The 23,564-nt window shown below is 60.9% G+C and carries 22 protein-coding genes; 15 read left to right on the forward strand and 7 right to left on the reverse strand.

All coding sequences use genetic code 11. The annotated features are described in order from the left end of the window. Positions 1-53 precede the first annotated feature (53 nt). The gene (locus J3P73_RS26555; protein ID WP_157629673.1) at positions 54-191 is read left to right on the forward strand and encodes a hypothetical protein; all 138 of its coding nucleotides are present in this window, start codon (positions 54-56) and stop codon (positions 189-191) included. 521 nt (positions 192-712) lie between these two features. Here J3P73_RS26555 and J3P73_RS26560 read toward each other — a convergent pair. From J3P73_RS26560 to J3P73_RS26590, 7 genes are all read right to left on the reverse strand, one after another. Continuing rightward, on the reverse strand, positions 713-1,717 hold the full coding sequence (locus J3P73_RS26560) for an Ldh family oxidoreductase (RefSeq protein WP_018071436.1): 1,005 nt from the start codon (positions 1,715-1,717) through the stop codon (positions 713-715). Continuing rightward, a complete protein-coding gene (locus tag J3P73_RS26565) occupies positions 1,717-3,702 on the reverse strand; it encodes an oxidoreductase (protein ID WP_018071437.1) in 1,986 nt (661 codons plus the stop codon). The genes J3P73_RS26560 and J3P73_RS26565 overlap by 1 nt, the downstream gene beginning before the upstream one ends. A gap of 104 nt (positions 3,703-3,806) precedes the next feature. Continuing rightward, positions 3,807-4,886: a quaternary amine ABC transporter ATP-binding protein gene (locus tag J3P73_RS26570; RefSeq protein WP_018071438.1), complete on the reverse strand. Its 1,080-nt coding sequence runs from the start codon at positions 4,884-4,886 to the stop codon at positions 3,807-3,809. Beyond that, positions 4,879-5,766, reverse strand: a complete 888-nt coding sequence (locus tag J3P73_RS26575; protein WP_018071439.1) for an ABC transporter permease — start codon at positions 5,764-5,766, stop codon at positions 4,879-4,881. Before J3P73_RS26575 ends, J3P73_RS26570 begins: the two co-directional genes overlap by 8 nt. Before the next feature lie 208 nt (positions 5,767-5,974). Then, a complete protein-coding gene (locus J3P73_RS26580; protein ID WP_018071440.1) occupies positions 5,975-6,976 on the reverse strand; it encodes an ABC transporter substrate-binding protein in 1,002 nt (333 codons plus the stop codon). 67 nt (positions 6,977-7,043) lie between these two features. Then, positions 7,044-7,838, reverse strand: a complete 795-nt coding sequence (locus J3P73_RS26585) for a pyrroline-5-carboxylate reductase family protein (protein WP_018071441.1) — start codon at positions 7,836-7,838, stop codon at positions 7,044-7,046. An 11-nt stretch (positions 7,839-7,849) separates the two neighbouring features. Then, positions 7,850-8,479, reverse strand: coding sequence for a TetR/AcrR family transcriptional regulator (locus J3P73_RS26590; RefSeq protein WP_018071442.1), 630 nt, complete (start codon positions 8,477-8,479; stop codon positions 7,850-7,852). A 146-nt stretch (positions 8,480-8,625) separates the two neighbouring features. Here J3P73_RS26590 and J3P73_RS26595 point away from each other — a divergent pair, with 146 nt between their 5' ends. The 14 genes from J3P73_RS26595 to J3P73_RS26660 all read left to right on the forward strand — a co-directional run bounded on the left by J3P73_RS26595 (position 8,626) and on the right by J3P73_RS26660 (position 23,562). Next, the gene (locus J3P73_RS26595) at positions 8,626-10,662 is read left to right on the forward strand and encodes an NADH:flavin oxidoreductase (protein WP_018071443.1); all 2,037 of its coding nucleotides are present in this window, start codon (positions 8,626-8,628) and stop codon (positions 10,660-10,662) included. 48 nt (positions 10,663-10,710) lie between these two features. After that, entirely contained in the window at positions 10,711-11,313 is a 603-nt protein-coding gene (locus J3P73_RS26600) for a dimethylsulfoniopropionate lyase (RefSeq protein WP_018071444.1), read from the forward strand. 34 nt (positions 11,314-11,347) lie between these two features. Beyond that, entirely contained in the window at positions 11,348-12,097 is a 750-nt protein-coding gene (locus J3P73_RS26605; RefSeq protein ID WP_130688748.1) for an electron transfer flavoprotein subunit beta/FixA family protein, read from the forward strand. A 23-nt stretch (positions 12,098-12,120) separates the two neighbouring features. Further along, on the forward strand, positions 12,121-13,050 hold the full coding sequence (locus tag J3P73_RS26610) for an electron transfer flavoprotein subunit alpha/FixB family protein (protein ID WP_207580017.1): 930 nt from the start codon (positions 12,121-12,123) through the stop codon (positions 13,048-13,050). Positions 13,051-13,065: 15 nt separating this feature from the next. Continuing rightward, positions 13,066-13,761, forward strand: coding sequence for a dimethylsulfonioproprionate lyase family protein (locus tag J3P73_RS26615; RefSeq protein ID WP_024324051.1), 696 nt, complete (start codon positions 13,066-13,068; stop codon positions 13,759-13,761). Positions 13,762-13,913: 152 nt separating this feature from the next. After that, positions 13,914-15,041 carry an S-(hydroxymethyl)glutathione dehydrogenase/class III alcohol dehydrogenase gene (locus tag J3P73_RS26620; RefSeq protein WP_018071448.1) on the forward strand — a complete coding sequence of 376 codons (1,128 nt, stop codon included), beginning with the start codon at positions 13,914-13,916 and terminating at the stop codon, positions 15,039-15,041. A gap of 3 nt (positions 15,042-15,044) precedes the next feature. After that, positions 15,045-15,881: an S-formylglutathione hydrolase gene (fghA, locus tag J3P73_RS26625; protein WP_131619124.1), complete on the forward strand. Its 837-nt coding sequence runs from the start codon at positions 15,045-15,047 to the stop codon at positions 15,879-15,881. Positions 15,882-15,935: 54 nt separating this feature from the next. Continuing rightward, positions 15,936-16,508, forward strand: a complete 573-nt coding sequence (gene gfa, locus J3P73_RS26630; protein WP_018494240.1) for an S-(hydroxymethyl)glutathione synthase — start codon at positions 15,936-15,938, stop codon at positions 16,506-16,508. A gap of 400 nt (positions 16,509-16,908) precedes the next feature. Next, positions 16,909-17,625, forward strand: coding sequence for a GntR family transcriptional regulator (locus tag J3P73_RS26635; protein ID WP_024322964.1), 717 nt, complete (start codon positions 16,909-16,911; stop codon positions 17,623-17,625). Continuing rightward, entirely contained in the window at positions 17,622-18,533 is a 912-nt protein-coding gene (locus tag J3P73_RS26640; RefSeq protein WP_018071452.1) for a dihydrodipicolinate synthase family protein, read from the forward strand. The genes J3P73_RS26635 and J3P73_RS26640 overlap by 4 nt, the downstream gene beginning before the upstream one ends. After that, the gene (locus J3P73_RS26645; RefSeq protein WP_130687327.1) at positions 18,526-20,043 is read left to right on the forward strand and encodes an aldehyde dehydrogenase; all 1,518 of its coding nucleotides are present in this window, start codon (positions 18,526-18,528) and stop codon (positions 20,041-20,043) included. Before J3P73_RS26640 ends, J3P73_RS26645 begins: the two co-directional genes overlap by 8 nt. After that, a complete protein-coding gene (locus J3P73_RS26650; protein WP_207580018.1) occupies positions 20,040-21,386 on the forward strand; it encodes an NAD(P)/FAD-dependent oxidoreductase in 1,347 nt (448 codons plus the stop codon). Before J3P73_RS26645 ends, J3P73_RS26650 begins: the two co-directional genes overlap by 4 nt. A gap of 79 nt (positions 21,387-21,465) precedes the next feature. Further along, on the forward strand, positions 21,466-22,317 hold the full coding sequence (locus tag J3P73_RS26655; protein ID WP_027687961.1) for a glycine betaine ABC transporter substrate-binding protein: 852 nt from the start codon (positions 21,466-21,468) through the stop codon (positions 22,315-22,317). A 138-nt stretch (positions 22,318-22,455) separates the two neighbouring features. Beyond that, entirely contained in the window at positions 22,456-23,562 is a 1,107-nt protein-coding gene (locus J3P73_RS26660) for a quaternary amine ABC transporter ATP-binding protein (protein ID WP_397465652.1), read from the forward strand. Positions 23,563-23,564: the final 2 nt, after the last annotated feature.

The raw sequence follows: 23,564 nt of genomic DNA on the forward strand, positions 1-23,564 counted from the left end.
CTTGCAGCGGAGCAGGTGAATCTCCGCGTGGTATCGGCATCGAGATCGGCGGCATGCGCCAGCTGATGCAGGCCGAAGCCGGGCGTGGTAAACAGCAAAAAGACCAGCCCGTTGAATGCATTAGTTCCCATCCAGATCAGGAACTGACAGAATCCGCGGCCATTGGCAAGACGTCACGCTACCGGTTATGACGACAACCCGCTGATAAAACGATTACGCTGAAAGAGCGATTTTACGGCTGTATCCGCCACGCCACAGGTTCAACCGCGGCGATCCTGCCGAGATGCATTCATCTGAAGCTTGTCGAGAGCGCCCCCAGTTCGAAAGCCGCGCAGTCGCCTGCCGAAGGGTCTTAGTGGACCGCTTAAAGATGGCCTTCGGCAGGCAGACAGGCATGCAAGCATACGCACGGGATGGAGTGCGTATGTACGATCCCTTCCATCCTTTGGGGGGTCATGGGATGGACGGGCTTGGCTTTGGGACCGCAAACCATCATGGTCTTGGTCGGATTTCATCTTACTGTTCCTTAGCTATGGAGCAATTGTCGGGCCCCGATATTGTCGACCAATCGGCTTTTCGTGACGCAGTCTGGACTGACCTTGCGCAAAATGTACATCAACCGGCCCCGCTGAAGCCGCCTGTTGCGCGCAATGAACGCCGGCATGATGCTGCCGGGTGCGATGCATTCGGTTTGGGCTGAGCAATGATTTTCTTACTGAAGGCACAAGCGACGGATCGTTTCCAACACGCCTATGTCGACGTCAAGATGATCTGCTTCCGCGACACTCGCGGACATCGCTCTGTCTCCGGGGATACGGACTCCCTTGGAACGCAGCCGTTGCAATTGGGCCTTGGCGCGCTCCGGGAATTCCGAATCCGCAGCCGCGGGAAAGAGGGCGATCACGGTCATTCCCGCATTCACCGGGTGCTCGCCCGAGAGAAAGTGGCCGGCATCGAGCGACCAGGCGGCCCCCGAAAGACCCGCGGACAGCATCTCGACGATAAGGGCGATATTGCCGCCTTTATAACCGCCGAAGGGCAGGAGAGCACCGAGCATTGCCTTGACCGGATCGGTGGTGATGGCGCCCGTCTCGTCGATGGCTATGCCGTGAGCAATCGGCGACTGCGCCTTTGCCGCCTCGGCAAGCGTTATGAACGCCGTCGCACTCGTCGCCTGGTCGATGACGACAGGCGGCAAGGGTTCCGGCAGGGGCACGCCGAAAGCGAGCGGATTGGTGCAGTAGACGCGCTCCCCGCCCTCGGCGGCGGCCATCAATGCCGGTCCGTTGGCGGCGGCGACGGACATCAACCCGTCCTGGGCCAGGCGTCGGACGTAATATCCCAATTCCCCGGCGGTATAGCTGTTTCTTTGTGTGAGGACTGAGATGCCGAAGGTTTTCACGCACTTTACGAAGTCGTCGTAAATGAGATCAAACCCGAGTTGCGCTATGCCGCCATCCGCATCGGCTCGAATCAGGGCCGGCAGCACATGGTCGAACCGGGGCTTGGCATCTCCGTTGATCCGCCTATCGCGCAGGCTGGTGAGATAATCGACGAAATGCGGAAAACTAAGCTCGGTGCGACCGAAGCAGGCGGCCGACAGCGTTGCATCGACGAGCGCTTTCGCCATGGCCGGGCTGCTGCCGCAGGCAAGGCAGGCGTCGTGCGCCAGGTGACGGAGTTCGTCGATTGGCATTCTTATCCTCTGCCCGGCCATCACAGCTCCAATGCCGCTCGTCTGCCCTCATAGAAGGCATAAGGCGCCTGGCGCGGCGCAGCGCAGTCCCCGATCTCCACCACCTGACGATCGTTTGAACGCAGTTCATCACCCAACCAATTTGCTGCCGCATTGGTGGTGGCGAGCACCAGGCTGTCGCCTTCCTCGAAGAAACGCTCGCCGGTATTGTGATCCAGCAGGGTGACGCCATTGCCGTGCCATTCCAGCACGCTGACCTCCAGAAGCCATTTGACGCCCAGCGTCTTCAACGTCCGGCGCAGCGGGACGTCGGCGGTGGTGCGCTGAAGTTCTTTGCCGATGAACGGGTCGGGCGAGAGCATCGTCACCAGGTGCCCATCTTCGGCGAGCTTCCAGGCGGTTCCGCAGCCGCGCCAGCCGCCGCCCTCGTCCAGCAGCAGAACTCTCTTCCCTGGCCTTGACTGCCGCGCCATGACGGCCTCGACGGTGAAGACGTTTCCTTTTTCGATGCCGGGCAGCGTCGCGACTGAGGGCAGAGCCTTCTGGAAGCCGGTTTCGGGTGAATAGGAACCCGTTGCCAGGATGACGGCGTCTGCGCCGATGGTTTCGACATCCGATGCTTCGACATAAGAGTTGAGCCGGATATCGACGCCGAGCTTCGTCAGCTGCCGCTCGTACCAGCCGATGAGCTCGAGGATCTGCGCCCGGCGAGGCTGCTTTCCAGCAAGCAGGAAATTGCCGCCGAGCCGGCTGGATGCTTCGGCGAGGATGACCCGGTGGCCCCTTTCAGCGGCGGCGCGGGCGGCTTCCAGGCCAGCAGGCCCGGCGCCGACCACCAGCACCGTCCTCGGCTGGCCGGCCGGTGCGAAGCGGTCGCCGCCCCACTGGTATTCCCGTCCGGCCGATGGGTTGATGAGACAGCTTATCCAATAATCGCGCGAACGCCGGCCCCAGCACATCTGGTTGCACGAAATGCAGCCACGAACATCGTCGGGGCGGTCCTCGCCGGCTTTTCGAGCCAGATGCGGATCGGCAATCTGGCCGCGCACGATTGAGACGAGGTCCGCCGCTCCTTCTCCAAGAACGGTCTCGCCGTTCTCCGGCGTTCTGATATGGCTTTCGGCAATGACGAGCGCATGTTTGACGGATCGCCTGATCGTTGCGGCAAGATCGGCGCCGAGCTTCTCCTGGTAGAGGAATGTCGGCATCAGCTTGTGGAAGTCGAGATAGCCGCCCGAACCGCAGGTCACATAGTCGACGAGGCCGAGATCGTCATGGAGAGCGAGGATCTCGGCAAGCTTGTCCCGCGTCAGCGCAACGCTATGATCGGGCTCATCGCTGATCGCAAGCCCGATGATGAAATCCTGACCGCACACTGCCCGGATGCGGCTCATGATTTCCCGTGAGAAGCGGGTCCGGTTCTCCAGCGAACCACCCCATTGATCCTCTCGCCGGTTCGACCAAGGCGTCCAGAACTGCTCGATCAGGCCGAGATAAGCCGCCCAGACTTCGACGCCATCGAAACCGGCCTCGCGACAGCGCCGCGCCGCCTGCACGAAGCCGTCGATGGTTTCCCAAATCTCAGCCTCGCTCATGGAATGCGAGCCATCGCTGTCGTGATAACTGGGCAAGCCGGAAGGAGACCAATGCGGGTGGTATGAATTATCGGAATCCCCATGCGCGCCGACATGGTAGAGCTGCTGGATGGCGACCGCACCGTTTTCCTTGATCGCGGTCGTGACCTTGCTGAAGTGAGGGATCACGCTGTCGTCGCCGGGAAGAAAATTTCCGCGCGTCAGCACGGCCGCGGGATGCGCCGGCATCGGTTCGACCACGATCATTGCGGCGCCACCGATCGCGCGCTCGGCATAATAGGCGACGTGGCGTTCGCCGGGTACACCGTCGCTCGCCATGTTTGCCGTATGCGCTCCGAAGACGATCCTGTTGCGCAAGGTGTGTCCGCGCAGGCCGATCGGCGAAAACAGACGCGGGAAGAGTTTTGACATGGTGATCCACAGGCGTCAGGCGGCGGACTTTCCAGTTCCAGAGATGGCGACGTGCCTGATATCGGTGTCGCCAACGAACCGGAAAGTCGGCCGCATTTGGAGCTTCAAAGTGCGACCGAGAGGGCGCTGTCGCGTCGGGGAGCCACCTCCTGCGAGTTGACCATTGCGCCCGCGAGCTGGCGGAACGTGACAAGCCCCAATGCTTCCCCGGATGGTGAAACCACTCTGGCATCGTCGTGCGCCGCCGATGCCAGGATCCGGACGGCGTCTTCGACGGTCGTGCCTGATGCGATCGTCAATCCGCCTGGGACCGCGCCGGAGTGCAGGGATGTCATGATGGCATCGACTTGAATGACCCGCCCTCGATTGACCTCCTTGACGAAGTTGGCGATGTAGGCGTCTGCCGGACGCAGAACGATGTCCTGGCTGGTGCCCTGCTGGATGACTTCGCCATCGCGCAGGATCGCAATCTGGTCGCCCAGCCGAAGGGCCTCATCGAGATCATGGGTGATGAAGACGATGGTCTTCTTGATCTCCTTCTGAATGTCGAGAAGGACCGACTGCATATCGGTGCGGATCAAAGGGTCGAGCGCCGAATAGGCCTCGTCCATCAGCAGAACCGGCGCATCGTTCGAGAGGGCGCGTGCCAGCCCGACGCGCTGCTGCATCCCGCCCGACAGCTGGTTGGGATATTTGCTCTCGAAGCCTTTCAGGCCGACCCGCTCCAGCCAGCCCATGGCGACGTCGACGGCTTTCGAGCGCTCCATGCCCTGCACTTCGCGGCCGAAGATGGTATTGTCGAGAACATTCCGGTGCGGCAGAAGCGCGAACTTCTGAAACACCATGGCCGTCTGGTGCCGGCGAAACGTCCGCAATTCGGTCTCATTCATTTTCACCACATCGACGCCGTCGACAAGCACTTCGCCTGATGTCGGATCGATCAGGCGATTGATGTGGCGGATGAGCGTCGACTTGCCCGAACCCGAAAGGCCCATGATGACCTGGATGCGGCCCGAGGGTATCTCGATATTGATATCCTTCAAGCCCAGCACGTGGCCGTGCTTTGCGTTGAGCTCGGTCTTCGACAATCCCTTTTGGACGGCATCGACATGAGCGCCGGGATTGGGACCGAAGATCTTATAGAGATTGCGGATCTTGATGCCGCCGAACCGATGATCAGCCATGGACGATCTCCCGATGCTTCTGGAGCCGCTTGCCATAGGCCTGGCTGACCCGGTCGAAGATGATGGCAATGCCGACGATGGCAAGGCCGTTGAAAATACCCAGGGTGAAGTACTGGTTGGCGATGGCCTTCAGAACCGGTTGGCCCAGGCCCTGGACGCCGATCATCGAGGCGACGACCACCATGGCGAGCGCCATCATGATGGTCTGGTTGATGCCGGCCATGATGGTGGGAAGCGCCAGCGGCAGCTGGACCTTGAACAGCTTCTGCGCGCTCGACGTCCCGAAGGCGTCGGCCGCCTCGAGCACGTCCTTGTCGACCAGACGGATGCCGAGGTCGGTCAGCCTTATCATCGGCGGGATGGCATAGATGACAACGGCGATCAGTCCAGGCACCTTGCCGATGCCGAGCAGCATGACGACAGGGATGAGATAGACGAAGCTCGGCATGGTCTGCATGACGTCGAGGATCGGATTGATGACGCGTTGCAGCCGGTCGGAACGCGCCATGAATATCCCCATCGGGATGCCGATGGCGATGGAGAGCACGGTACAGACGAAGATCATCGAGACCGTCCGCATCGTATCGTCCCACATGTCGAAATAGCCGATCAGCAGCAGCGTGACGAGACAGCCGAAGACGATCTTCAGGCTGCGGCTCGCAAACCATGCGATGACAAGGATGATCGCCGTAATTATCGGCCACGGCGTCTGCGTCATGAAGCGGTCGGCGGCGATCAGGAAATGCTGCAGCGGGGAGAAGAGGCTTTCGATCGCGTCGCCATAGGTGCGGGTAAATGTGCGAAAGCCGTCATCGATCGCCTTCTTCAGATTGCGAAGGGCATCGTCATCCATATGCGGGAATTTATAAAACCATTCCATTCGGTTCCCCTTTTTCTTCAAAGAGCCGTGGCAGTCTTTTTGATTTTATCGGCAGCGAGAGGCGGTGCGCATTAAGCGCACCGCAGTGGTCGGCGTTAGAGCATGATGCCGAAAAGTGTGAACGGTTTTCGGACGACATCATGCTCTCACTATTTAACTCAGAACAAGATTCAGATTTTAGGCCGAACAGGCCTGAAATCATCCTGTTCTAGAGAGCAGCTTCGATCTTCGTGGCTGCCTCAGGCGAGACCCACTTGGTCCACAGGTCCTTGTTTTCTTTGAGGAAGTGCTTGGCGCCGTCCTCACCGGTCGCCTGGTTGTCGGTCATCCACGCCATCAGCTTGTTGACCGTCTCATTGCTCCAGGAGCGCTTCGTCAGGTAGTCCATGACCTCCGGCCCGGCCTTTTCCGAAAAAGGCTTGGCAACCAGGGTCACCACGTGATCGACCGGCCATGCATTCGGCTTCGGATCGGGGCAATCGGCGACGGTATTGCAGCGCTTCCATTCGGCGGCGTCGTTCGGCACGCCGGCTTCCAGCTTGACCATCTGGTACTTGCCGAGCAGAGCGGTCGGCGCCCAGTAATAGCCGGCCCAGCCTTCCTTGCGTTCGTAAGCCTTGGAGATTGAACCATCGAGGCCGGCAGCCGAACCGGTATCGACGAGGGTGAAGCCCGCCTTGTCGGCTTCGAAGGCCTTGTAGAGCTGCGTGGTCACCACGGTGCCGCCCCAGCCCTGCGGACCGTTATAGATGGCGCCCTTCTTCGCATCCTCAGGAGCGGGGAAGAGTTCCGGATGCTTCAGCACGTCGCCGATGGTCTTGATGTCGGGATGGGCGTCGGCCAGATATTTGGGAATCCACCAGCCCTGGACGCCGCCATCGGGCAGCGGCGAGCCGACCTGGACGATCCGGCCTTCATCCGTTCCCTTCTTGACGACATCGGGCAGCAGGTCGATCCAGGCTTCCGGCGCGATATCAGGCTGGCCCTTTTCGGCCATCGAGGTAATCGTCGGTACTGTATCGCCGACGGTGATTTCGGCATCACAGCCATAACCTTCGTTCAGGATGAACTTGTCGAGGTTGGAGAGAACCTCTGCACTCTGCCAGTTCATGCTGGCGATGGTCACCGTGCCGCATTCGGCGGCGCTGGCGAAAGACGCCCCGCCAATCAGGCCGAACGTCAGACATGTCGATGCGAGTAGTTTTTTCATTCTCGTTCCCTCTGTTTAGCGGCCGGTTTTGCTGAGCGGGGCGCCGCAGGACCCACTCCAACGGTTGTCAGGAAGCGTCTCCCATACTCACCGATTTCTTGAATGCTGCCGATAGTCCCTCCGCAACCGAAGCGTCGAACCCGGCAGCGCGCATGCCTTCAATGGCCGCCGCAGTGGTGCCGCGATAGGCAAGAAAGGTTTGAACGACATCGTCAGGAGATTCGTCTTGGCGCTCCAGCAGGCGGCCGGCGCCCGTGATCACCGTGTTGACGGCGCGGCGCGCAATCTCCGCCGACAGGCCATTGGCGACGGCGTCGCGCATCATGGCGGCGGCGAGCAGCGCCGGGAATGCCGGTCCAGACCCGGAAAGGCCGGTGAGGTAATCGATGTCGCTTTCCCTTGCGACCTCGTCCTCAGATCCGCATGCCTGAAAAATCGCGCGGACGAGCGCCCGGTCGTCTTCGGTGACGTCGCTCGCGCCAATCCACGGCGTATAGGACTTGGCGACGTCGGCAGCGGCATTCGGCAAAGCGCGCACGACGCGACTGGTGTTGTGGCATTCGGAAAGTGCGTCCAGGCGGATGCCCGCCATGACCGAGATGACCAGCTTGCCGCCGGCATCGACATCAAGAGCACGCCAGTCATCAGGACGGACGGAAAGAACGATCACGTCCGAGCGGTCGGCAAGCGCCTGACTGTCGGTGGTCAGGAAAGAATTCGGGAAACGGCGCGGCTCTTCACTACGATAGGAGAGGGAGAGATTTCGAGGTTCGACCAGGCCGGCATCAAGGATCGAGCCGGCGATTGCTCCGCCAAGCCAACCGCCGCCGCCGATGATACCGATCCTCAAGGAAACGCTCATCCCATCCTTCCCTAACCCGGCCTGTAGCCATGCCGCGAGAAGAAGCGATCGAGCTCCCTCTGTTGCGGCACTTCGCCGGTGTAGATCGCGATATATTCGGGGATCCGTTTCATGCGGACGGCGAGTTCCTCCCTAGCTTGCATGGAGATATATCCGATCTGCACGAGGTAAGTTGTTCGCGCTCGGACATCCGATGTCGCTTCTGGTAGCCCGAACCGGATAAACATCAGCTTGAGGGCTTCCAGTCGAAGCTGATCGGCTTGCCGGACCTCGGCGAGAATCTCGTCGGACTGCAGCGCCCAGCTGCGCACGGCGAATTCGAACCGGGCGTCGAACAGATCATTGTTGAGCCAGCAGTCGAAGACGTTGAGCATCGCCTCGGCAAGCGATTCCGCGTAGGCTTCGGACTGCTTGATGATGTTGCCGGTGTTTTTGTCGCGCCACCGCGCCACGAGCCCGGCCAGCAGTTCCTCCCGGTCCTTGAAGAACCAGTAGAAGCTCGTGCGCGAAAGGTTGAGCTTCTTCGCCAGCGGCAGAATTTTCACCGAATCCACGCCGGAATCCAGCAGCGAGTGGTAAGCTGCTTCCAGCCATCCCTCCTGCGATCCGCGCCAGCCAGTGTCATTCAAAGCCTGATCCATGGATAATCTCCTATCAAATTGCGCAGCCGCGCACAAGAAAAATGTACATCTGTGTCTAAAGTAACGACCCAGTTGTTTTCAATGTTGACACATATGTACATTATGCTTAGCGTTCCCTCCGATGTTTTAATCCGGAACCACGGCCCATGTCGAACGATCCCCTTCTTCAGCCCTATCAGCTCAAGCATCTGACGCTGCGCAACCGTATCATCGTGACCTCCCACGAGCCGGCCTATCCGGAAGACGGCATGCCGAAGGAGAGGTATCGCGCCTATACGGTGGAGCGGGCAAAGGGCGGCGTGGCCTTGACGATGACGGCCGGCTCGGCCGCGGTGTCCAGGGACAGCCCGCCGGTCTTTAACAACCTGCTTGCCTATAAGGACGAGATCGTACCCTGGATCAGGGAAATGACCGACGCCGTGCATGAAGAGGGTGCGGCGATCATGATCCAGCTCACCCATCTCGGCCGGCGCACGCGCTGGGACAAGGGCGACTGGCTGCCGGTCGTGGCGCCATCGCATCATCGCGAGGCGTCCCATCGCTCCTTCCCGAAGAAGATGGAAGATTGGGATATCGAGCGCATCATCAAGGATTTTGCCGACGCTGCGGAGCGCATGAAGGCGGGCGGCATGGACGGCGTCGAGCTGGAAGCCTACGGCCATCTGATCGACCAGTTCACGTCTCCGCTCACCAACGAGCTCGACGGTCCTTATGGCGGCTCGCTCGATAACCGTTTGCGCTTCTGTTTCGATGTCTTCAAAGCGATCCGGCAAAGAGTGGGGAACGACTTCATTCTGGGCGTGCGCTACACCGCCGACGAATGTCTTCCGGGCGGCACCGGCAAGGCCGAAGGCTTGGAAATCTCCAGGCGCCTGAAGGAAAGCGGCCTCATCGATTACCTCAACGTCATTCGCGGTCACATCGATACCGATGCGGGTCTCACCGACGTGATCCCGATCCAGGGCATGGCGAATTCACCGCATCTCGATTTCGCCGGCGAAATTCGCGCCGCGACCAACTTCCCGACCTTCCACGCGGCGAAAATCCCGGACGTCGCCACCGCGCGCCATGCGATCGCCTCCGGCAAGGTCGACATGATCGGCATGACCCGCGCCCACATGACCGACCCGCATATCGTCCGCAAGATCATCGAAAAGCGGGAAGACGATATTCGTCCCTGTGTCGGCGCCAATTACTGTCTCGATCGCATCTACCAGGGCGGGGCCGCCTTCTGTATCCACAATGCCGCCACCGGCCGCGAACTGACCATGCCGCATATCGTGGCGAAGGCCGACGCCAAGAAAAAGGTCGTCATCGTCGGCGCCGGCCCGGCCGGTCTGGAAGCGGCGCGCGTCGCCGGAGAACGCGGCCACCAGGTCGTGGTTTTCGAAGCGGCGAACCATCCCGGCGGTCAGATCCGCCTCACCGCCCAGAGCGAGCGCCGCAAGGAAATGATCAGCATCATCGACTGGCGCATGAGCCAGTGCGAGAAATACGACGTCACCTTCCACTTCAACACCTGGGCGGAAGCCGATACCATCGAGGCCGAGAATCCCGATGTCGTCATCATCGCGACAGGCGGCCTGCCGCATACCGAGGTTCTCGCCAGCGGCAACGAGCTAGTGGTCTCTTCATGGGACATCATCTCCGGCGACGTGAAACCTGGAACCAACGTGCTGATCTTCGACGATGCCGGCGACCATGCCGGCCTTCAGGCGGCGGAGTTTCTCGCCAAGGCAGGCGCCAAGGTCGAGATCATGACGCCGGACCGCTCCTTCGCGCCCGAGGTCATGGCCATGAATCTCGTGCCCTATATGCGGTCTCTCCAAAAGCATGACGTGACCTTCACCGTCACCTACCGTCTGGAAGCCGTCGAAAAGAGCGGCAACCAGCTCGTTGCCCATGTTGGCAGCGATTACGGCGGGATTGCCAGGCAGCACAGCTTCGACCAGATCGTCGTCAATCACGGGACCATTCCGCTCGACGAGCTCTATTTCGAACTGAAACCCGGCTCGAGCAATCTCGGCGAAATGTCGCACGACCAGCTTCTTTCCGGAGAACCCCAGTCCATCATCCGCAATCCGGACGGCAAGTTCCAGCTGTTCCGGATCGGCGATGCGGTCGCCGCACGCAACACGCATGCAGCCATCTATGACGGGCTGCGCATCGCGAAAGATATCTGATCGCACGAGTGGACCGCTTGTCGGCCGATCGTCTCGGGAGGTGATGACATGAGTTTACGCAATGAAAGCCTCCAGATTTTCCTGGATGCGGTTTTCGTGGCTTTCGACCAGTTCGCGAATGCCCCGGAGGCCCGCCGCTCGATTCGTCAGATTTCTGCGGCGCTGGAGCGCCCGGGAACCGCGCGTGCGGGGGAGGGAAGCCGATTGCCTGTGTGCGCTCTCCTTGATGTGGCGCTTTCCGTCGATACGTCCTATCCTTCGCTGACGCGTTTGATCGAGGGGTTCAAAGGCATCGAGCCAATGCTTGAATGGCATCGGCGCACCAAGTATGACCACACGGCCAGCGACAATTTTGTCGATGGGCATGCCAACGCCATGATTATCGGCCCGGGAGGATTGGAGGAGCGGAGCGACCTGTGGATCGGCGTGACGTTGATGGCGCCTCACGTGCGCTATCCCGATCACGACCATGCGCCCGAGGAAGTCTATCTCGTGCTTTCCGAGGGAGAGTTCCAGCAGGGGAAAGGGGACTGGTTTTCGCCAGGTATCGGCGGATCCTTCTACAATGTCCCTGGCATCAAGCATGCGATGAGGTCGCTTGACACGCCGTTCTTCGCCTTCTGGGCATTGCTTGCCGAACGGCCGAACTGACGGCCAGCAGTTTAGAAATAAAGGGGGGTTGCCCATGAAAATTCTCGTGCCCGTCAAACGGGTTGTCGACTACAACGTGAAGATCCGGGTGAAGCCGGATGGCACGGGTGTCGAGCTTGCCAATGTGAAGATGTCGATGAACCCGTTCGACGAGATCTCGGTGGAAGAGGCGCTGCGGCTGAAGGAAGCCGGCAAGTGCGAGGAAGTGGTGGTCGTCTCGATCGGTCCTGCCAAGGCCGAGGAGACGCTGAGGACGGCACTCGCCATGGGCGCCGACCGGGCGATCCTCATTGAGACCGACGATCAAATCGAGCCGCTCACCGTCGCCAAGATCCTCAAGGCTGTGGCCGATGCCGAACAGCCCGGTCTGATCATCGTCGGCAAGCAGGCGATCGATGACGACAGCAACCAGACCGGCCAGATGCTGGCAGCACTGCTGGGCATGCCCCAGGCGACCTTCGCCTCGAAGATCGAGATCGGCGACGGCAAGGCTCAGGTCACCCGCGAAGTCGATGGCGGCCTGCAGACGATCGAGATCAAGCTGCCGGCTGTTGTGACCACCGATCTGCGCTTGAACGAGCCGCGTTATGCTTCGCTGCCGAATATCATGAAGGCGAAGAAGAAGCCGCTCGACAAGAAGAGCCCGACAGACTTCGGCATCTCCACCACGCCGCGCCTCAAGGTGTTGAAGACGGAAGAGCCGTCCGGCCGCAAGGCCGGCGTCAAGGTCAAGTCGGTCGCCGAACTCATCGACAAGCTCAAGAACGAAGCCGGCGTGCTTTAAGCCAGAACTAGGGAGATATCATCATGGCCATTCTTCTTCTGGCTGACCACGACAATGCCAGCCTGTCCGATCAGACCGCCAAAGCGCTGACGGCCGCCACCAAGATCGGCGGCGATATTCATGTTCTCGTCGCCGGCAAGGCTGCCAAGGCTGCCGCCGATGCCGCCGCCAAGCTTGCCGGCGTCTCCAAGGTGCTGCTGGCCGAAAGCGATGAACTCGCCAACAATCTGGCCGAACCGCTGGCCGATCTGATCGTCTCGCTGGCGGGAAGCTACGACACGATCCTGTCTGCCGCCACCTCGGTCGGCAAGAACGTGCTGCCGCGGGTGGCAGCCCTTCTCGATGTCGCCCAGGTCTCGGAGATCATCGAGGTGATCTCGTCCGACACCTTCAAGCGGCCGATCTATGCCGGCAATGCCATCCAGACGGTGCAGGCAACGGACGCCAAGAAGGTCATCACCGTGCGCACCGCCTCCTTTGCTGCTGCGCCCGAAGGCGGCTCGGCCACCGTCGAGGCGATCCCGGCGGTTTCCGATCCGGGGCTGTCGACCTTCGTCAGGGACGCGCTCTCCAACTCCGACCGGCCGGAGCTGACCTCTGCCAAGATCATCATCTCCGGCGGCCGCGCGCTCGGCTCAGCGGAAAAATTCAAGGAGGTCATCCTGCCGCTCGCCGACAAACTGGGGGCTGCCGTCGGCGCATCCAGAGCTGCCGTCGATGCTGGTTATGCCCCGAACGACTGGCAGGTCGGCCAGACCGGCAAGGTGGTGGCGCCGCAGCTCTATATCGCCTGCGGCATATCAGGCGCCATCCAGCATCTGGCCGGCATGAAGGATTCGAAGGTGATCGTTGCCATCAACAAGGACGAAGAGGCACCGATCTTCCAGGTCGCCGACTACGGATTGGTCGCCGATCTCTTCGACGCCCTGCCGGAATTGCAAAAGGCGCTCTAGCGAGGGAGACCGAACGTGGCGCGCGTCGTGGGACGTCCAATCAAACCTGGTGCCGACCTTCTTCTGAACGATGACGAGAAGCCGGCATACATACGGCTGCACGACATCGGGAGGGAAAGACGTTCGCGACCGTTGCAGGAATTCCTCAACGATGTCGGCGGACTGATGTTGTCGGCGGAGGCTCCTGCCGTTGCCAGCTTCGTCGCGGGCAAGGTTCTCCAGAGACTGCTCAAGACCGGCAAGGTGCGCCCGGAGGGCGGGTCTCTTCCCGGCGCGCCGGAAGGGCTTGATGACGCCATCAACCATCTTGCGAAGTCGGGACGGAAATACGAGGCGATCGCCAGCCAGTTCCGTAGTCTCGCCGACAAGCTGCTGTGGAGACGCGGCCGCTCCGGTCCGTTTGCAAGCCTGAATTTCGGCGATACGCATTCCCATGCGGTCGTGGTCGGCCCCAGCGGCATGGAGGAGCGCGCCGATCTGAGGGTCGGCGTGATCTACATGGATCGCTACACCCGGTTCCCCGATCATGTTCAGACCCAGCCCCGCGCCTTCATTCTGCTTTCGCCGGGCGAAATCCGCCTTGGCGATTCCGAGTGGTTCTCTGCCGCTATCGGGACGGTCTTTGCGAACGATGCCGGCCAATCCTTCGCGATAAGATGCACGGCGCGGCCGCTGCTTGCGGTCTGGTGCCAGGTTGAGCCGGAGACCTGATGGATCTTTGGCGACGATGAGCATGAGATGAACGAAAAGCGCGACGGCGAGAGCATAAAATCTCGGCTGTGACGCAGCAAAGCAGATCGGTGAGAAGCCGGTCCCTTCGAATATGTAGCATCAGAATTCAATTTAAGAGGAAGGATATCAAGATGGACGTTCGCGCCGCCGTTGCCGTTCAGGCAGGAAAACCGCTGGAAGTGATGACCGTGCAGCTGGAGGGGCCGCGGGCCGGCGAAGTGCTGGTCGAGGTCAAGGCGACGGGCATCTGCCACACCGACGATTTCACCTTGTCGGGCGCCGATCCCGAAGGCCTCTTCCCGGCCATTCTCGGCCATGAGGGCGCCGGCATCGTCGTCGATGTCGGCCCCGGCGTCACCTCGGTGAAGAAGGGCGACCATGTCATTCCGCTCTACACCCCGGAATGCCGCGAGTGCTATTCCTGCCTTTCCCGCAAGACCAATCTCTGCACCTCGATTCGATCAACCCAGGGCCAGGGGCTGATGCCGGATGGAACGAGCCGCTTTTCGATCGGCAAGGACAAGATCCACCACTATATGGGGTGCTCGACTTTTTCGAACTTCACCGTGCTGCCGGAGATCGCCCTTGCCAAGGTCAACCCGGACGCGCCGTTCGACAAGATCTGCTACATCGGCTGCGGCGTGACCACCGGCATCGGCGCGGTCATCAATACCGCCAAGGTCGAGATCGGCGCCACGGCGATCGTCTTCGGTCTCGGCGGCATCGGTCTCAACGTGCTTCAGGGCTTGAAGCTTGCCGGTGCCGACATGATCATCGGCGTCGATATCAACCCTGATCGCAAGGCCTGGGGCGAAAAGTTCGGCATGACCCACTTCGTCAATCCGAAGGAGGTCGGTGACGACATCGTGCCCTACCTCGTCAACCTGACCAAACGCAACGGCGACCTGATCGGCGGCGCCGACTACACCTTCGACTGCACCGGCAACACCAAGGTGATGCGCCAGGCACTGGAAGCCTCGCACCGCGGCTGGGGCAAGTCGGTTATCATCGGCGTTGCCGGTGCCGGCCAGGAAATCTCCACCCGTCCGTTCCAGCTGGTCACCGGCCGCAACTGGATGGGCACCGCTTTCGGCGGCGCCCGCGGCCGCACCGACGTGCCGAAGATCGTCGAATGGTACATGCAAGGCAAGATCCAGATCGATCCGATGATCACCCACACCATGCCGCTCGAAGACATCAACAAGGGCTTCGAGCTGATGCATTCGGGCAAGAGCATCCGCGGCGTCGTGGTGTACTGAGCCATGAAAACGATCTCGACCGAAAATTCTCACGGCGGCACACAGGGCGTTTACGTCAATCGCTCGGATGTCTGCGACTGCGACATGACCTTTGCGGTATTCCTGCCGCCGCAGGCCAAAGGACGCAAGCTGCCAGTTCTATGGTACCTTTCCGGTCTGACCTGCACCCATGCGAACGTCATGGACAAGGGCGAGTATCGGCGTCTTGCCGCAGAACTCGGCATTATCATTGTCTGCCCCGATACCAGTCCGCGGGGCGATGCCATCCCGGACGAACCGGATAATTGGCAGTTTGGCAAGGGTGCCGGCTTCTACGTCGACGCCACCGAGCCGCCGTTCGCACAGAACTATCGGATGTACAGCTACATCGTCGATGAATTGCCGAAGCTTATCGCGGCCGAGTTTCCGGTCGACATGACGCGACAGGGAATTTTCGGTCACTCGATGGGGGGACATGGCGCGATCACGATCGCGCTCAAGAACCCCGAACGCTTCGGCAGTTGCTCGGCCTTCGCGCCGATCAGCCATCCCTCGGTCTCCGGCTGGTCAAAGCCGGCATTCCAGAAATACCTCGGATCGGATGAAGCGCGCTGGCGGGCATATGATACCTGCTCGCTGATCGAAGACGGGCACCGTTTCCCGGAATTCCTGGTCGACCAAGGGACAGCGGATAGCTTCCTGGAGGATGGATTGCGCCCCGAAGAGCTCAGGCAAGCCTGCGAGACGGCCGGCATCAGCCTGCGGCTTCGCATGCAGGAAGGCTACGGCCACTCCTACTTCTTCATTTCGACATTCATGGAAGACCATCTGCGCTGGCACGCGCGGAGATTGGGAGACTGATTGCAGAGCTTGGCCGGGCATATCGCAAACGGCCCAGAAGGGGAGGAGAAACCCATGACCAGCATAGCCATACATCCGGCAGTGGATTCAGGCTTTCGGGCGACTGACGCTGCTTTCGCAGGCGGGACGCTCGTCTGCAAGTGCGCCAGCAATCCTGTGAAGGTGAGGATCAAGAGCGATATCGCCCACAATCACGCGTGCGGCTGCACGAAGTGCTGGAAGCCCGAGGGCGCAGTCTTTTCGGTCGTGGCCGTCGCTCCGACCGAAAGCGTCGAAGTCCTGGAGAATGGCGATAAGCTCGCCGTCGTCGATTCCACAGCCTTGATCCAGCGCCACGCCTGCAAGGAATGCGGCGTCCATATGTACGGGCCGGTCGTGCGCGAACATCCGTTCCAGGGATTGTCGTTCGTCCATCCGGAGCGCTTTCAGGAAAGCGGCTGGGCGAAGCCTGGCTTTGCAGCCTTCGTGTCGTCGATCATCGAGAGCGGCTTCGACCCCGCGAAGATGGACGCCGTCAGAGCGCAGCTAAGGACGTCCGGCATCGAGCCTTACGATTGCCTAAACCCCGGCCTGATGGACTACATCGCAACCTGGATGGCCAAGAAGAGCGGCGTCCTGGCCGCGTGATCGATCCCGGGGAGCGCCGAGCCGGCGCTCCCCGACAAAACCGCCGCCACCGGATATCGAGCTTTCCGTGATGGCCGCGCACCGGCTTGCGGGCGGCCAGGCTTCCGACGCCTGATGATCAATGTCGATGCGCACCGCATCAGCCTCGACTGCCGAGAAATCCTCACCGACCTGCCACGACAATCCGCTTGGAAAGAAACTCCGCGATGGCCGCCGCCGCGGGACGCCCGATCCTGGACAGCGCTTTGAAATGACGCCTTGCGGGCACCAGGCCGCTTTGCTCGATGCAATGGTGTATTTAAGAAATACCAATTGTGTACGCAAAGTACACAATTGTTGACTCGCCCCCAGAGGCGTGCCATCTTCACGGCGTAGAGCAACGAGCGGCCGGAGAGCGACGATGGCGAAGACCCCCAAGAGCAATCTCTACGAAGACCTGAAACGGCAGATTCTGACGATGGAGCTGGATCCGGACGCCGATCTGGACGAGGCCAGTCTGAGCGAAAAATACGGGCTCTCCCGGACGCCGGTTCGCGACATATTCCGTCGCCTTGCCGGTGAGGGCTATATCGACATCCGCGAGAACAGGGGCGCGCGGGTCATCCCGATGAACCACTCCACCCTGCGAAATTTCTTTCTCGTCGCGCCGATGATCTACGCGGCGATCGGTCGTCTCGCCGTACAGAACTTCAAACCCTCCCAGCTTTCAGACCTGAAGCAGACCCAGGAGCGGTTCCGCGCTGCCAGCGAGAACATGGACCCTCTGGCGATGGTTCTCGAGAACAACCGCTTTCACGAAATTTTCGGCGAGATGTCGGGCAACGTCTATCTGCAGCCGAGTCTTGGCCGGCTGCTGATCGACCACGCGCGCATCGGCCACACCTTCTTCCGGCCGAGGAACGAGGACATGAAGCGGCGGCTTCAAGTGGCTGCCGACCATCATGACGGATTCATCGATGCGCTCGGCGCCCACGACGAGAATGCCGTCGTCGACCTCGTCTTCGAACACTGGGAATTGTCCCGCGAGAACATGGAAATGTTCATCGCCCCACAAGGCCTCAAGGCGGACGCCTTCCTCGGCGGCCCCGCCACGCAACTCTTGGAGAAATCGTCGTGAAGTTTGAGGGGATCTATACGCCGGCGGTGACGCCGCTTGATCAAAATGGCCAGATCGACCGGGCTGGATTTGCCGCCGTGCTCGAGTCGCTGATCGAGGCGGGTGTTCACGGCATCATCGTCGGCGGCTCGACGGGCGAGTACTACGCCCAGAGCAGTCAGGAGCGTTTCGAGCTCGCGACCTATGCGAAAGAAGTGATCGGTACGCGGCTGCCGCTCATTATCGGGACCGGCGCCACGCGCACCGAAGATTCAGTCGAATACGCCAAGGCGGCGAAGGAAATCGGCGCGGATGCGATCCTGGTGTCGTCACCGCCATACGCGCTGCCGACCGAGCGCGAGAATGCGGTCCATGCCCTGACGGTCGATCGCGCGGCGAACCTGCCCATCATGCTCTACAACTATCCCGCCCGCATGGGTGTCGTGATGGGTGAAGAGTATTTCTCCCGCGTCGGCAAGTCGAAGAACGTGATCGCCATCAAGGAGAGCTCCGGCGACATGGGCAATCTTCACCTGCTCGCCCGTAAATTTCCGCACATCGCGCTGTCCTGCGGCTGGGACGACCAGGCGCTCGAATTCTTCGCATGGGGCGCAAAGAGCTGGGTCTGCGCCGGCTCCAATTTCCTCCCGCGCGAACATGTCGCCCTCTACGAAGCCTGCGTCCTCGAAAAGAACTTCGACAAGGGCCGCGCCATCATGATGGCGATGCTGCCGCTCATGGATTTCCTGGAATGCGGCAAGTTCGTCCAATCGATCAAGCACGGATGCGAGTTGATCGGGCTGAATGTCGGATCGGTCCGCGCGCCGCTGCGTCCGCTCAACTCCGAAGAAAAGCGAACCCTTCAGACCGTCGTCGCCACATTGAAGCGCACGGTCGCCCAGATCACGTCGGGAGCCAATCATGCATGAACCCTTGACCGTCGCCGAATACAAGGCGATCGCCGCCGAGCTTCAGTTTCCGACAAATGCCTTCATCGATGGCGCATTTCGTCCGGCAAATTCCGGCAAGACTTTCACCTCGACGAATCCCGCGACGGGCGAGGTTCTCGCCGAGATCGCCGCATGCGATGCCACCGATGTCGATGCCGCCGTCTCCAAGGCAAAGCAAGCCTTCGACGACGGCCGTTGGCGGCTTCGTTCTCCCAATGAGCGCAAGGAAGTGCTTCTGAAGCTCGCCAAACTCTTGGAGCGCAACAGGCATGAGCTCGCCGTCATGGAAAGCCTCGACAGCGGCAAGCCGGTCCGCGAATGCCAGACGGTTGATGTTCCCGATACCATTCATACGCTCCGCTGGCATGCCGAACTGATCGACAAGCTCTATGACAACACGGCTCCGGTCGGCGCCAACGCGCTGACGATGATCGTGCGCGAGCCTATCGGTGTTGTCGGATGCGTGCTGCCGTGGAATTTCCCGCTGCTGATGCTGGCCTGGAAGATCGGCCCGGCGCTCGCTGCCGGCTGCTCGGTCATCGTCAAGCCTGCGCAGGAAACGACGCTCACCACGTTGCGCGTCGCCGAGCTTGCCCATGAAGCGGGCATTCCAGCCGGCGTGTTCAATGTCGTGACCGGTGGCGGCAAGGAGGTCGGCGAGCCGATCGGCCTGCACATGGATGTCGATATGGTGGCCTTCACCGGATCGACGCCGACTGGCCGCCGTTTCTTGCGTTACGCCGCGGACTCGAACCTCAAGAAAATCGTGCTCGAATGCGGCGGCAAGAACCCCGCGGTCGTTCTCGACGATGCCGAAGACCTGGACCTCGTTGCCGAGCAGGTCGTCAACGGCGCCTTCTGGAACATGGGCGAGAACTGCTCGGCCACGTCGCGTCTCATCGTTCATTCCAAGGTCAAGGACGAGCTGCTGAAGCGCATCGGCGCCTATATGCGCGAATGGAAGACGGGCGATCCGCTCGACCCGGCAAACCGCATCGGCGCGCTTGTCAGCAAGGCCCATTTCGAGAAGGTGAAATCCTTCCTCGACGACGCCAGGAAGGAGAAGCTGTCGGTCGCCCACGGCGGCGAAACCTATAACGGCATCTTCATCGAGCCGACGGTGGTCGATGGCGTGACGCCCGCCAGCCGCCTCTTCCAGGAAGAGATCTTCGGGCCGGTGCTTTCGGTCACGACCTTCAATTCGCTTGCCGAAGCAATCGCTCTTGCCAATGACACGAATTATGGTCTCACGGCGTCCGTCTATACCGGCAGCCTGAGAAACGCCATCAAGCTCTCGCGCGAGATCCGCGCCGGCGTCGTCACGGTCAACTGCTTCGGCGAAGGAGACGCCACCACGCCGTTCGGCGGCTACAAGGAGTCCGGCTTCGGCGGCCGCGACAAGTCGGTCTTCGCCCACGATAATTATTGCGAACTCAAGACCATCTGGATCGATGTCTCGGAACGCTCGGTCGACGAGACCATCCGATGACCCGCCATGTGATCAAGCGCTTGCCGATCGACACCGGCGTTTCGGGATGGGAGGCGATCAGCGAACGCGCCTTTCCCGCAACAGCGCTTGAGCACGACATTACCGCGGACTGGTTAATCGTCGGCGGGGGGTTCGCCGGCCTGTCGGCGGCGCGCCGCCTTTCGCAATTGCGCCCTGAGGACAAGATCGTCGTCCTCGAGGCTCGCGAAGTCGCCAAGGGACCGGCCGGGAGGAATTCCGGCTTCATGATCGACGTGCCGCACAATCTGTCCTCGGGCGAATATTCGGTGGCCGACGAAGAGGCGACCAAGGACGAGATCAGACAGAACCGTCTGGCGATTTCCTTCGCAGCCGATGTCGCGGCGGAATACGGCCTGTCCAAGGAAACCTTCGATCCGTCGGGCAAGGTGAATGCGGCCGCCTCCGAGCGGGGGCTCGGGCTCAACGACAACTACAGGAAGTCGCTCGAAAAGATCGGCGAGGAGCATCGCGTTCTCGATGCCGATCAGATGCGGGAGATGACCGGCTCGCGCTATTATCGCGGAGGGCTCTATACGCCAGGCGCCGTGATGATCCAGCCCGCAGACTATATCCGCGGACTGGCGCGCGGACTTAGCTCAAAGGTCGCCATCCACGAGCACTCGCCGGTGCTGGAGCTTTCGCGCGAGGGCATGTCCTGGAAGGCGAAGTCCGGCCGCGGATCTGTTTCCGCGCCGAAGGTCATTCTGGGTGTGAACGGCCATATTCAAAGCTTCGGCCATTTTCGCGGACGGCTGATGCACATCTTTACCTACGCGTCGATGACATCAGCCTTTTCCCAGAATGAGTTCGGCGGCGATGTGACCGGCGCAGATCGTTGGGCGCTGCTGCCGGCCGACCCGATGGGAGCGACGGTCCGAAAGATCACCACCGATGGTCGTTCGAGAATCGTCATCAGGACGAGGTTCACCTACGACCCGAGCCTCCAGGTGTCGGAGAGGCGGGTCGCCGGCGTGGCGGCCGAGCAGCGCCGGTCGTTCGAGGCGCGGTTTCCCGGACTGGAAAGCCTGCCGATGGAATATAGCTGGGCGGGTGCTCTCTGCCTCAGCCGAAACCATGTGCCGGCATTCGGCGAAGTCGAAGAGGGGCTTTTTTCTGCCTGCTGCGAGAATGGTCTCGGCACGGTCAAGAGCACGCTTGCGGGAATGATGGCAGCCGATCTCGCCACAGGAGCCGCAAGCCCCGAACTCGACAAATACAAGAACCAGCCGGAACCGGTGAGATTGCCGCCCGAGCCCATCGCGTGGCTCGGCGTCAACTCGGTCATCCGCCTACAGGAATTGCGTGCAGGCCGCGAGGGATGATCCCTCGGCCCGCGCAATATGAAGACTGCCCGCTTGCAGACTTCAATGAGAATGGGAACGAAAAACAGGAGTAAGAACAATGAAGACTTTGTGGAAGGCGCTCTGCGCCGCTGCGATGATCGGGGTCAGCATCCTTCCTGCTCGCGCGGAAGAAAAGACGATCAATCTGGGCACGATGTCGTGGGAGGACCTGACACCCATCACCGGCATTACCAAGAAGGTTCTCGAAGACGCCGGCTATACCGTCAAGGTGACCGAGTTCTCCGAATGGGGCATCGCCTATGCCGCTCTCGCCAAGGGCGATATCCAGGCTCTCACTTCGCAGACGGACTACGTCGCTCAGGACTACTGGGACAAGAACAAGAACCGGCTCGAGAAGATCTCACCCGTTTCGCATGGCCTCTATCAGGGTGTCGCGGTTCCCAAATATGTCCCGATCGACTCGCTGGAACAGCTCAATGAAAACGCCGACAAGTTCGGCGGCAAGATCATCGGTATCGAACCGGGTTCCGGCCTGATGCGCGATACCTCGAACGCGGTCAAGGACTACGGTCTCAAGCTCCAGCTCGTCGAGGGCAGCACCGCCGCGATGACGGCGGCGCTGAAGTCCGCCTATGATCGCAAGGAGTGGATTGCGGTGACGATCTGGGAGCCGTCCTGGATGGTCCAGAAGTACGAGGTCAAGTACCTCAAGGATCCGAAGGGCGTGTTCCCGCCGCCGCAGAGCTACTACTGGATCGGCCACAAGGGCTTCTCCGCAGAGAACCCGCATGCGCGTGAAGTGATGGCCAGCGTCTACGTGCCGATCGCCGACATCACTGCCATCAACGGCGCAGTCAATGAAGGCAAGACCATGGACCAGGCCGTGCAGGATTGGATCGGCGCCCATGCCGAACTGATCAAGCGTTGGGAAAACATCAAGAAGAACTAAACGCGTCGTGGCCGTCCGATCCGTCGGGCGGCCACCTGCAGCGCCGCTCGTCTTTCAGATGCGCAAAGGAGACGCTGTCGCACTTTGAATGGCTGCATAATGAGAGAAGCCAGCGCCGATTGGCTCAAGGGGATCGCTATGAAAACCGTAAATGCCGATATCAATGATGTCCTGATCGACTGCCAATCCCTTTGGAAAGTCTTCGGTGACAAGTCCGCAGCGGCAATGAAGTCGATCAAGGAACGCGGCCTCGGCAAAAAAGAGGTCTTGAAGGAGTTCAACTGCGTCGTCGGCGTATCCGATGCGAGCATTGAGGTTCGGCGCGGTGAAATCTTCTGCATCATGGGCTTGTCGGGAAGCGGAAAATCGACGCTCATCCGCCTTCTCAACAAGCTGATCACGCCGAGCTCCGGGAAAGTCCTCGTCAAGGGACGCGACCTCGCCGCCCTGTCGCCGGTTGATCTCCGGCAGATGCGCGCCAGGAACATCGGCATGGTGTTTCAGAGCGTCGCTCTTTTGCCGCATCGCACAGTCCTGGAAAATGCGGCCTTCGGCCTCGAGGTTCAGGGTATTGCCAAGCCGGAGCGAAACAAGACCGCTGCTGCGGCGCTCGAGAAGGTCGGTCTCGCCGACTGGGTGAGCCGATATCCGAACGAGCTTTCCGGCGGCATGCAGCAACGCGTCGGGCTCGCCCGCGCGCTCGCTTCCGACCCCGAGATCATTCTGATGGACGAGCCGTTCAGCGCTCTTGATCCACTCATCCGGCGCCAGCTTCAAGACGAATTCCGCCAGCTGACGAAGGCCTTGGGCAAGTCTGCAGTGTTCATCACCCATGATCTCGACGAGGCGATCCGGATCGGCGATCGCATTGCGATCATGAAGGACGGCGTCATCATCCAGACCGGCACGGCCGAGGAAATCATCCTCAACCCGGCGGATGCCTATGTCGCCGAATTCGTCGCCGGCATATCCCGCCTCCATCTGATCAAGGCGCACTCCGTCATGCGCAGCGTCGCCGAATTCCAGCAGAGCCAGCCGAATTCCGACATCGCGTCGCTGGCGCGCACGACGCCGGACGCCGACATCGACGAACTCATCACGTTGACGATGCAATCGGAGCGCGACGCCATCGCCGTCGTCGATAACGATCAGGTCGTCGGCGTGGTCACGCCACGCAGCCTGCTTATGGGCGTCAAGGGGACGTCCACCCACGATCTGACGGCGGCGTCCCACAACTGGAGCTGATT

The sequence above is a fragment of the Rhizobium ruizarguesonis genome, assembly GCF_017357285.1.
In the GTDB taxonomy this organism is placed as follows: Bacteria; Pseudomonadota; Alphaproteobacteria; order Rhizobiales; family Rhizobiaceae; genus Rhizobium; species Rhizobium ruizarguesonis.

Excerpts from the sequence above, each read along its gene's own strand:
- J3P73_RS26650 (WP_207580018.1), top strand. The coding sequence starts at position 20,040 with ATGACCCGCCATGTGATCAAGCGCTTGCCGATCGACACCGGCGTTTCG.
- J3P73_RS26570 (WP_018071438.1), bottom strand. The coding sequence starts at position 4,886 with ATGGCTGATCATCGGTTCGGCGGCATCAAGATCCGCAATCTCTATAAG.
- J3P73_RS26645 (WP_130687327.1), top strand. The coding sequence starts at position 18,526 with ATGCATGAACCCTTGACCGTCGCCGAATACAAGGCGATCGCCGCCGAG.
- J3P73_RS26590 (WP_018071442.1), bottom strand. The coding sequence starts at position 8,479 with ATGGATCAGGCTTTGAATGACACTGGCTGGCGCGGATCGCAGGAGGGA.
- J3P73_RS26605 (WP_130688748.1), top strand. The coding sequence starts at position 11,348 with ATGAAAATTCTCGTGCCCGTCAAACGGGTTGTCGACTACAACGTGAAG.
- J3P73_RS26595 (WP_018071443.1), top strand. The coding sequence starts at position 8,626 with ATGTCGAACGATCCCCTTCTTCAGCCCTATCAGCTCAAGCATCTGACG.
- J3P73_RS26555 (WP_157629673.1), top strand. The coding sequence starts at position 54 with ATGCGCCAGCTGATGCAGGCCGAAGCCGGGCGTGGTAAACAGCAAAAA.
- J3P73_RS26600 (WP_018071444.1), top strand. The coding sequence starts at position 10,711 with ATGAGTTTACGCAATGAAAGCCTCCAGATTTTCCTGGATGCGGTTTTC.
- J3P73_RS26585 (WP_018071441.1), bottom strand. The coding sequence starts at position 7,838 with ATGAGCGTTTCCTTGAGGATCGGTATCATCGGCGGCGGCGGTTGGCTT.
- J3P73_RS26580 (WP_018071440.1), bottom strand. The coding sequence starts at position 6,976 with ATGAAAAAACTACTCGCATCGACATGTCTGACGTTCGGCCTGATTGGC.
- J3P73_RS26620 (WP_018071448.1), top strand. The coding sequence starts at position 13,914 with ATGGACGTTCGCGCCGCCGTTGCCGTTCAGGCAGGAAAACCGCTGGAA.
- fghA (WP_131619124.1), top strand. The coding sequence starts at position 15,045 with ATGAAAACGATCTCGACCGAAAATTCTCACGGCGGCACACAGGGCGTT.
- J3P73_RS26560 (WP_018071436.1), bottom strand. The coding sequence starts at position 1,717 with ATGGCCGGGCAGAGGATAAGAATGCCAATCGACGAACTCCGTCACCTG.
- J3P73_RS26655 (WP_027687961.1), top strand. The coding sequence starts at position 21,466 with ATGAAGACTTTGTGGAAGGCGCTCTGCGCCGCTGCGATGATCGGGGTC.
- J3P73_RS26575 (WP_018071439.1), bottom strand. The coding sequence starts at position 5,766 with ATGGAATGGTTTTATAAATTCCCGCATATGGATGACGATGCCCTTCGC.
- J3P73_RS26610 (WP_207580017.1), top strand. The coding sequence starts at position 12,121 with ATGGCCATTCTTCTTCTGGCTGACCACGACAATGCCAGCCTGTCCGAT.
- J3P73_RS26635 (WP_024322964.1), top strand. The coding sequence starts at position 16,909 with ATGGCGAAGACCCCCAAGAGCAATCTCTACGAAGACCTGAAACGGCAG.
- gfa (WP_018494240.1), top strand. The coding sequence starts at position 15,936 with ATGACCAGCATAGCCATACATCCGGCAGTGGATTCAGGCTTTCGGGCG.
- J3P73_RS26660 (WP_397465652.1), top strand. The coding sequence starts at position 22,456 with ATGAAAACCGTAAATGCCGATATCAATGATGTCCTGATCGACTGCCAA.
- J3P73_RS26565 (WP_018071437.1), bottom strand. The coding sequence starts at position 3,702 with ATGTCAAAACTCTTCCCGCGTCTGTTTTCGCCGATCGGCCTGCGCGGA.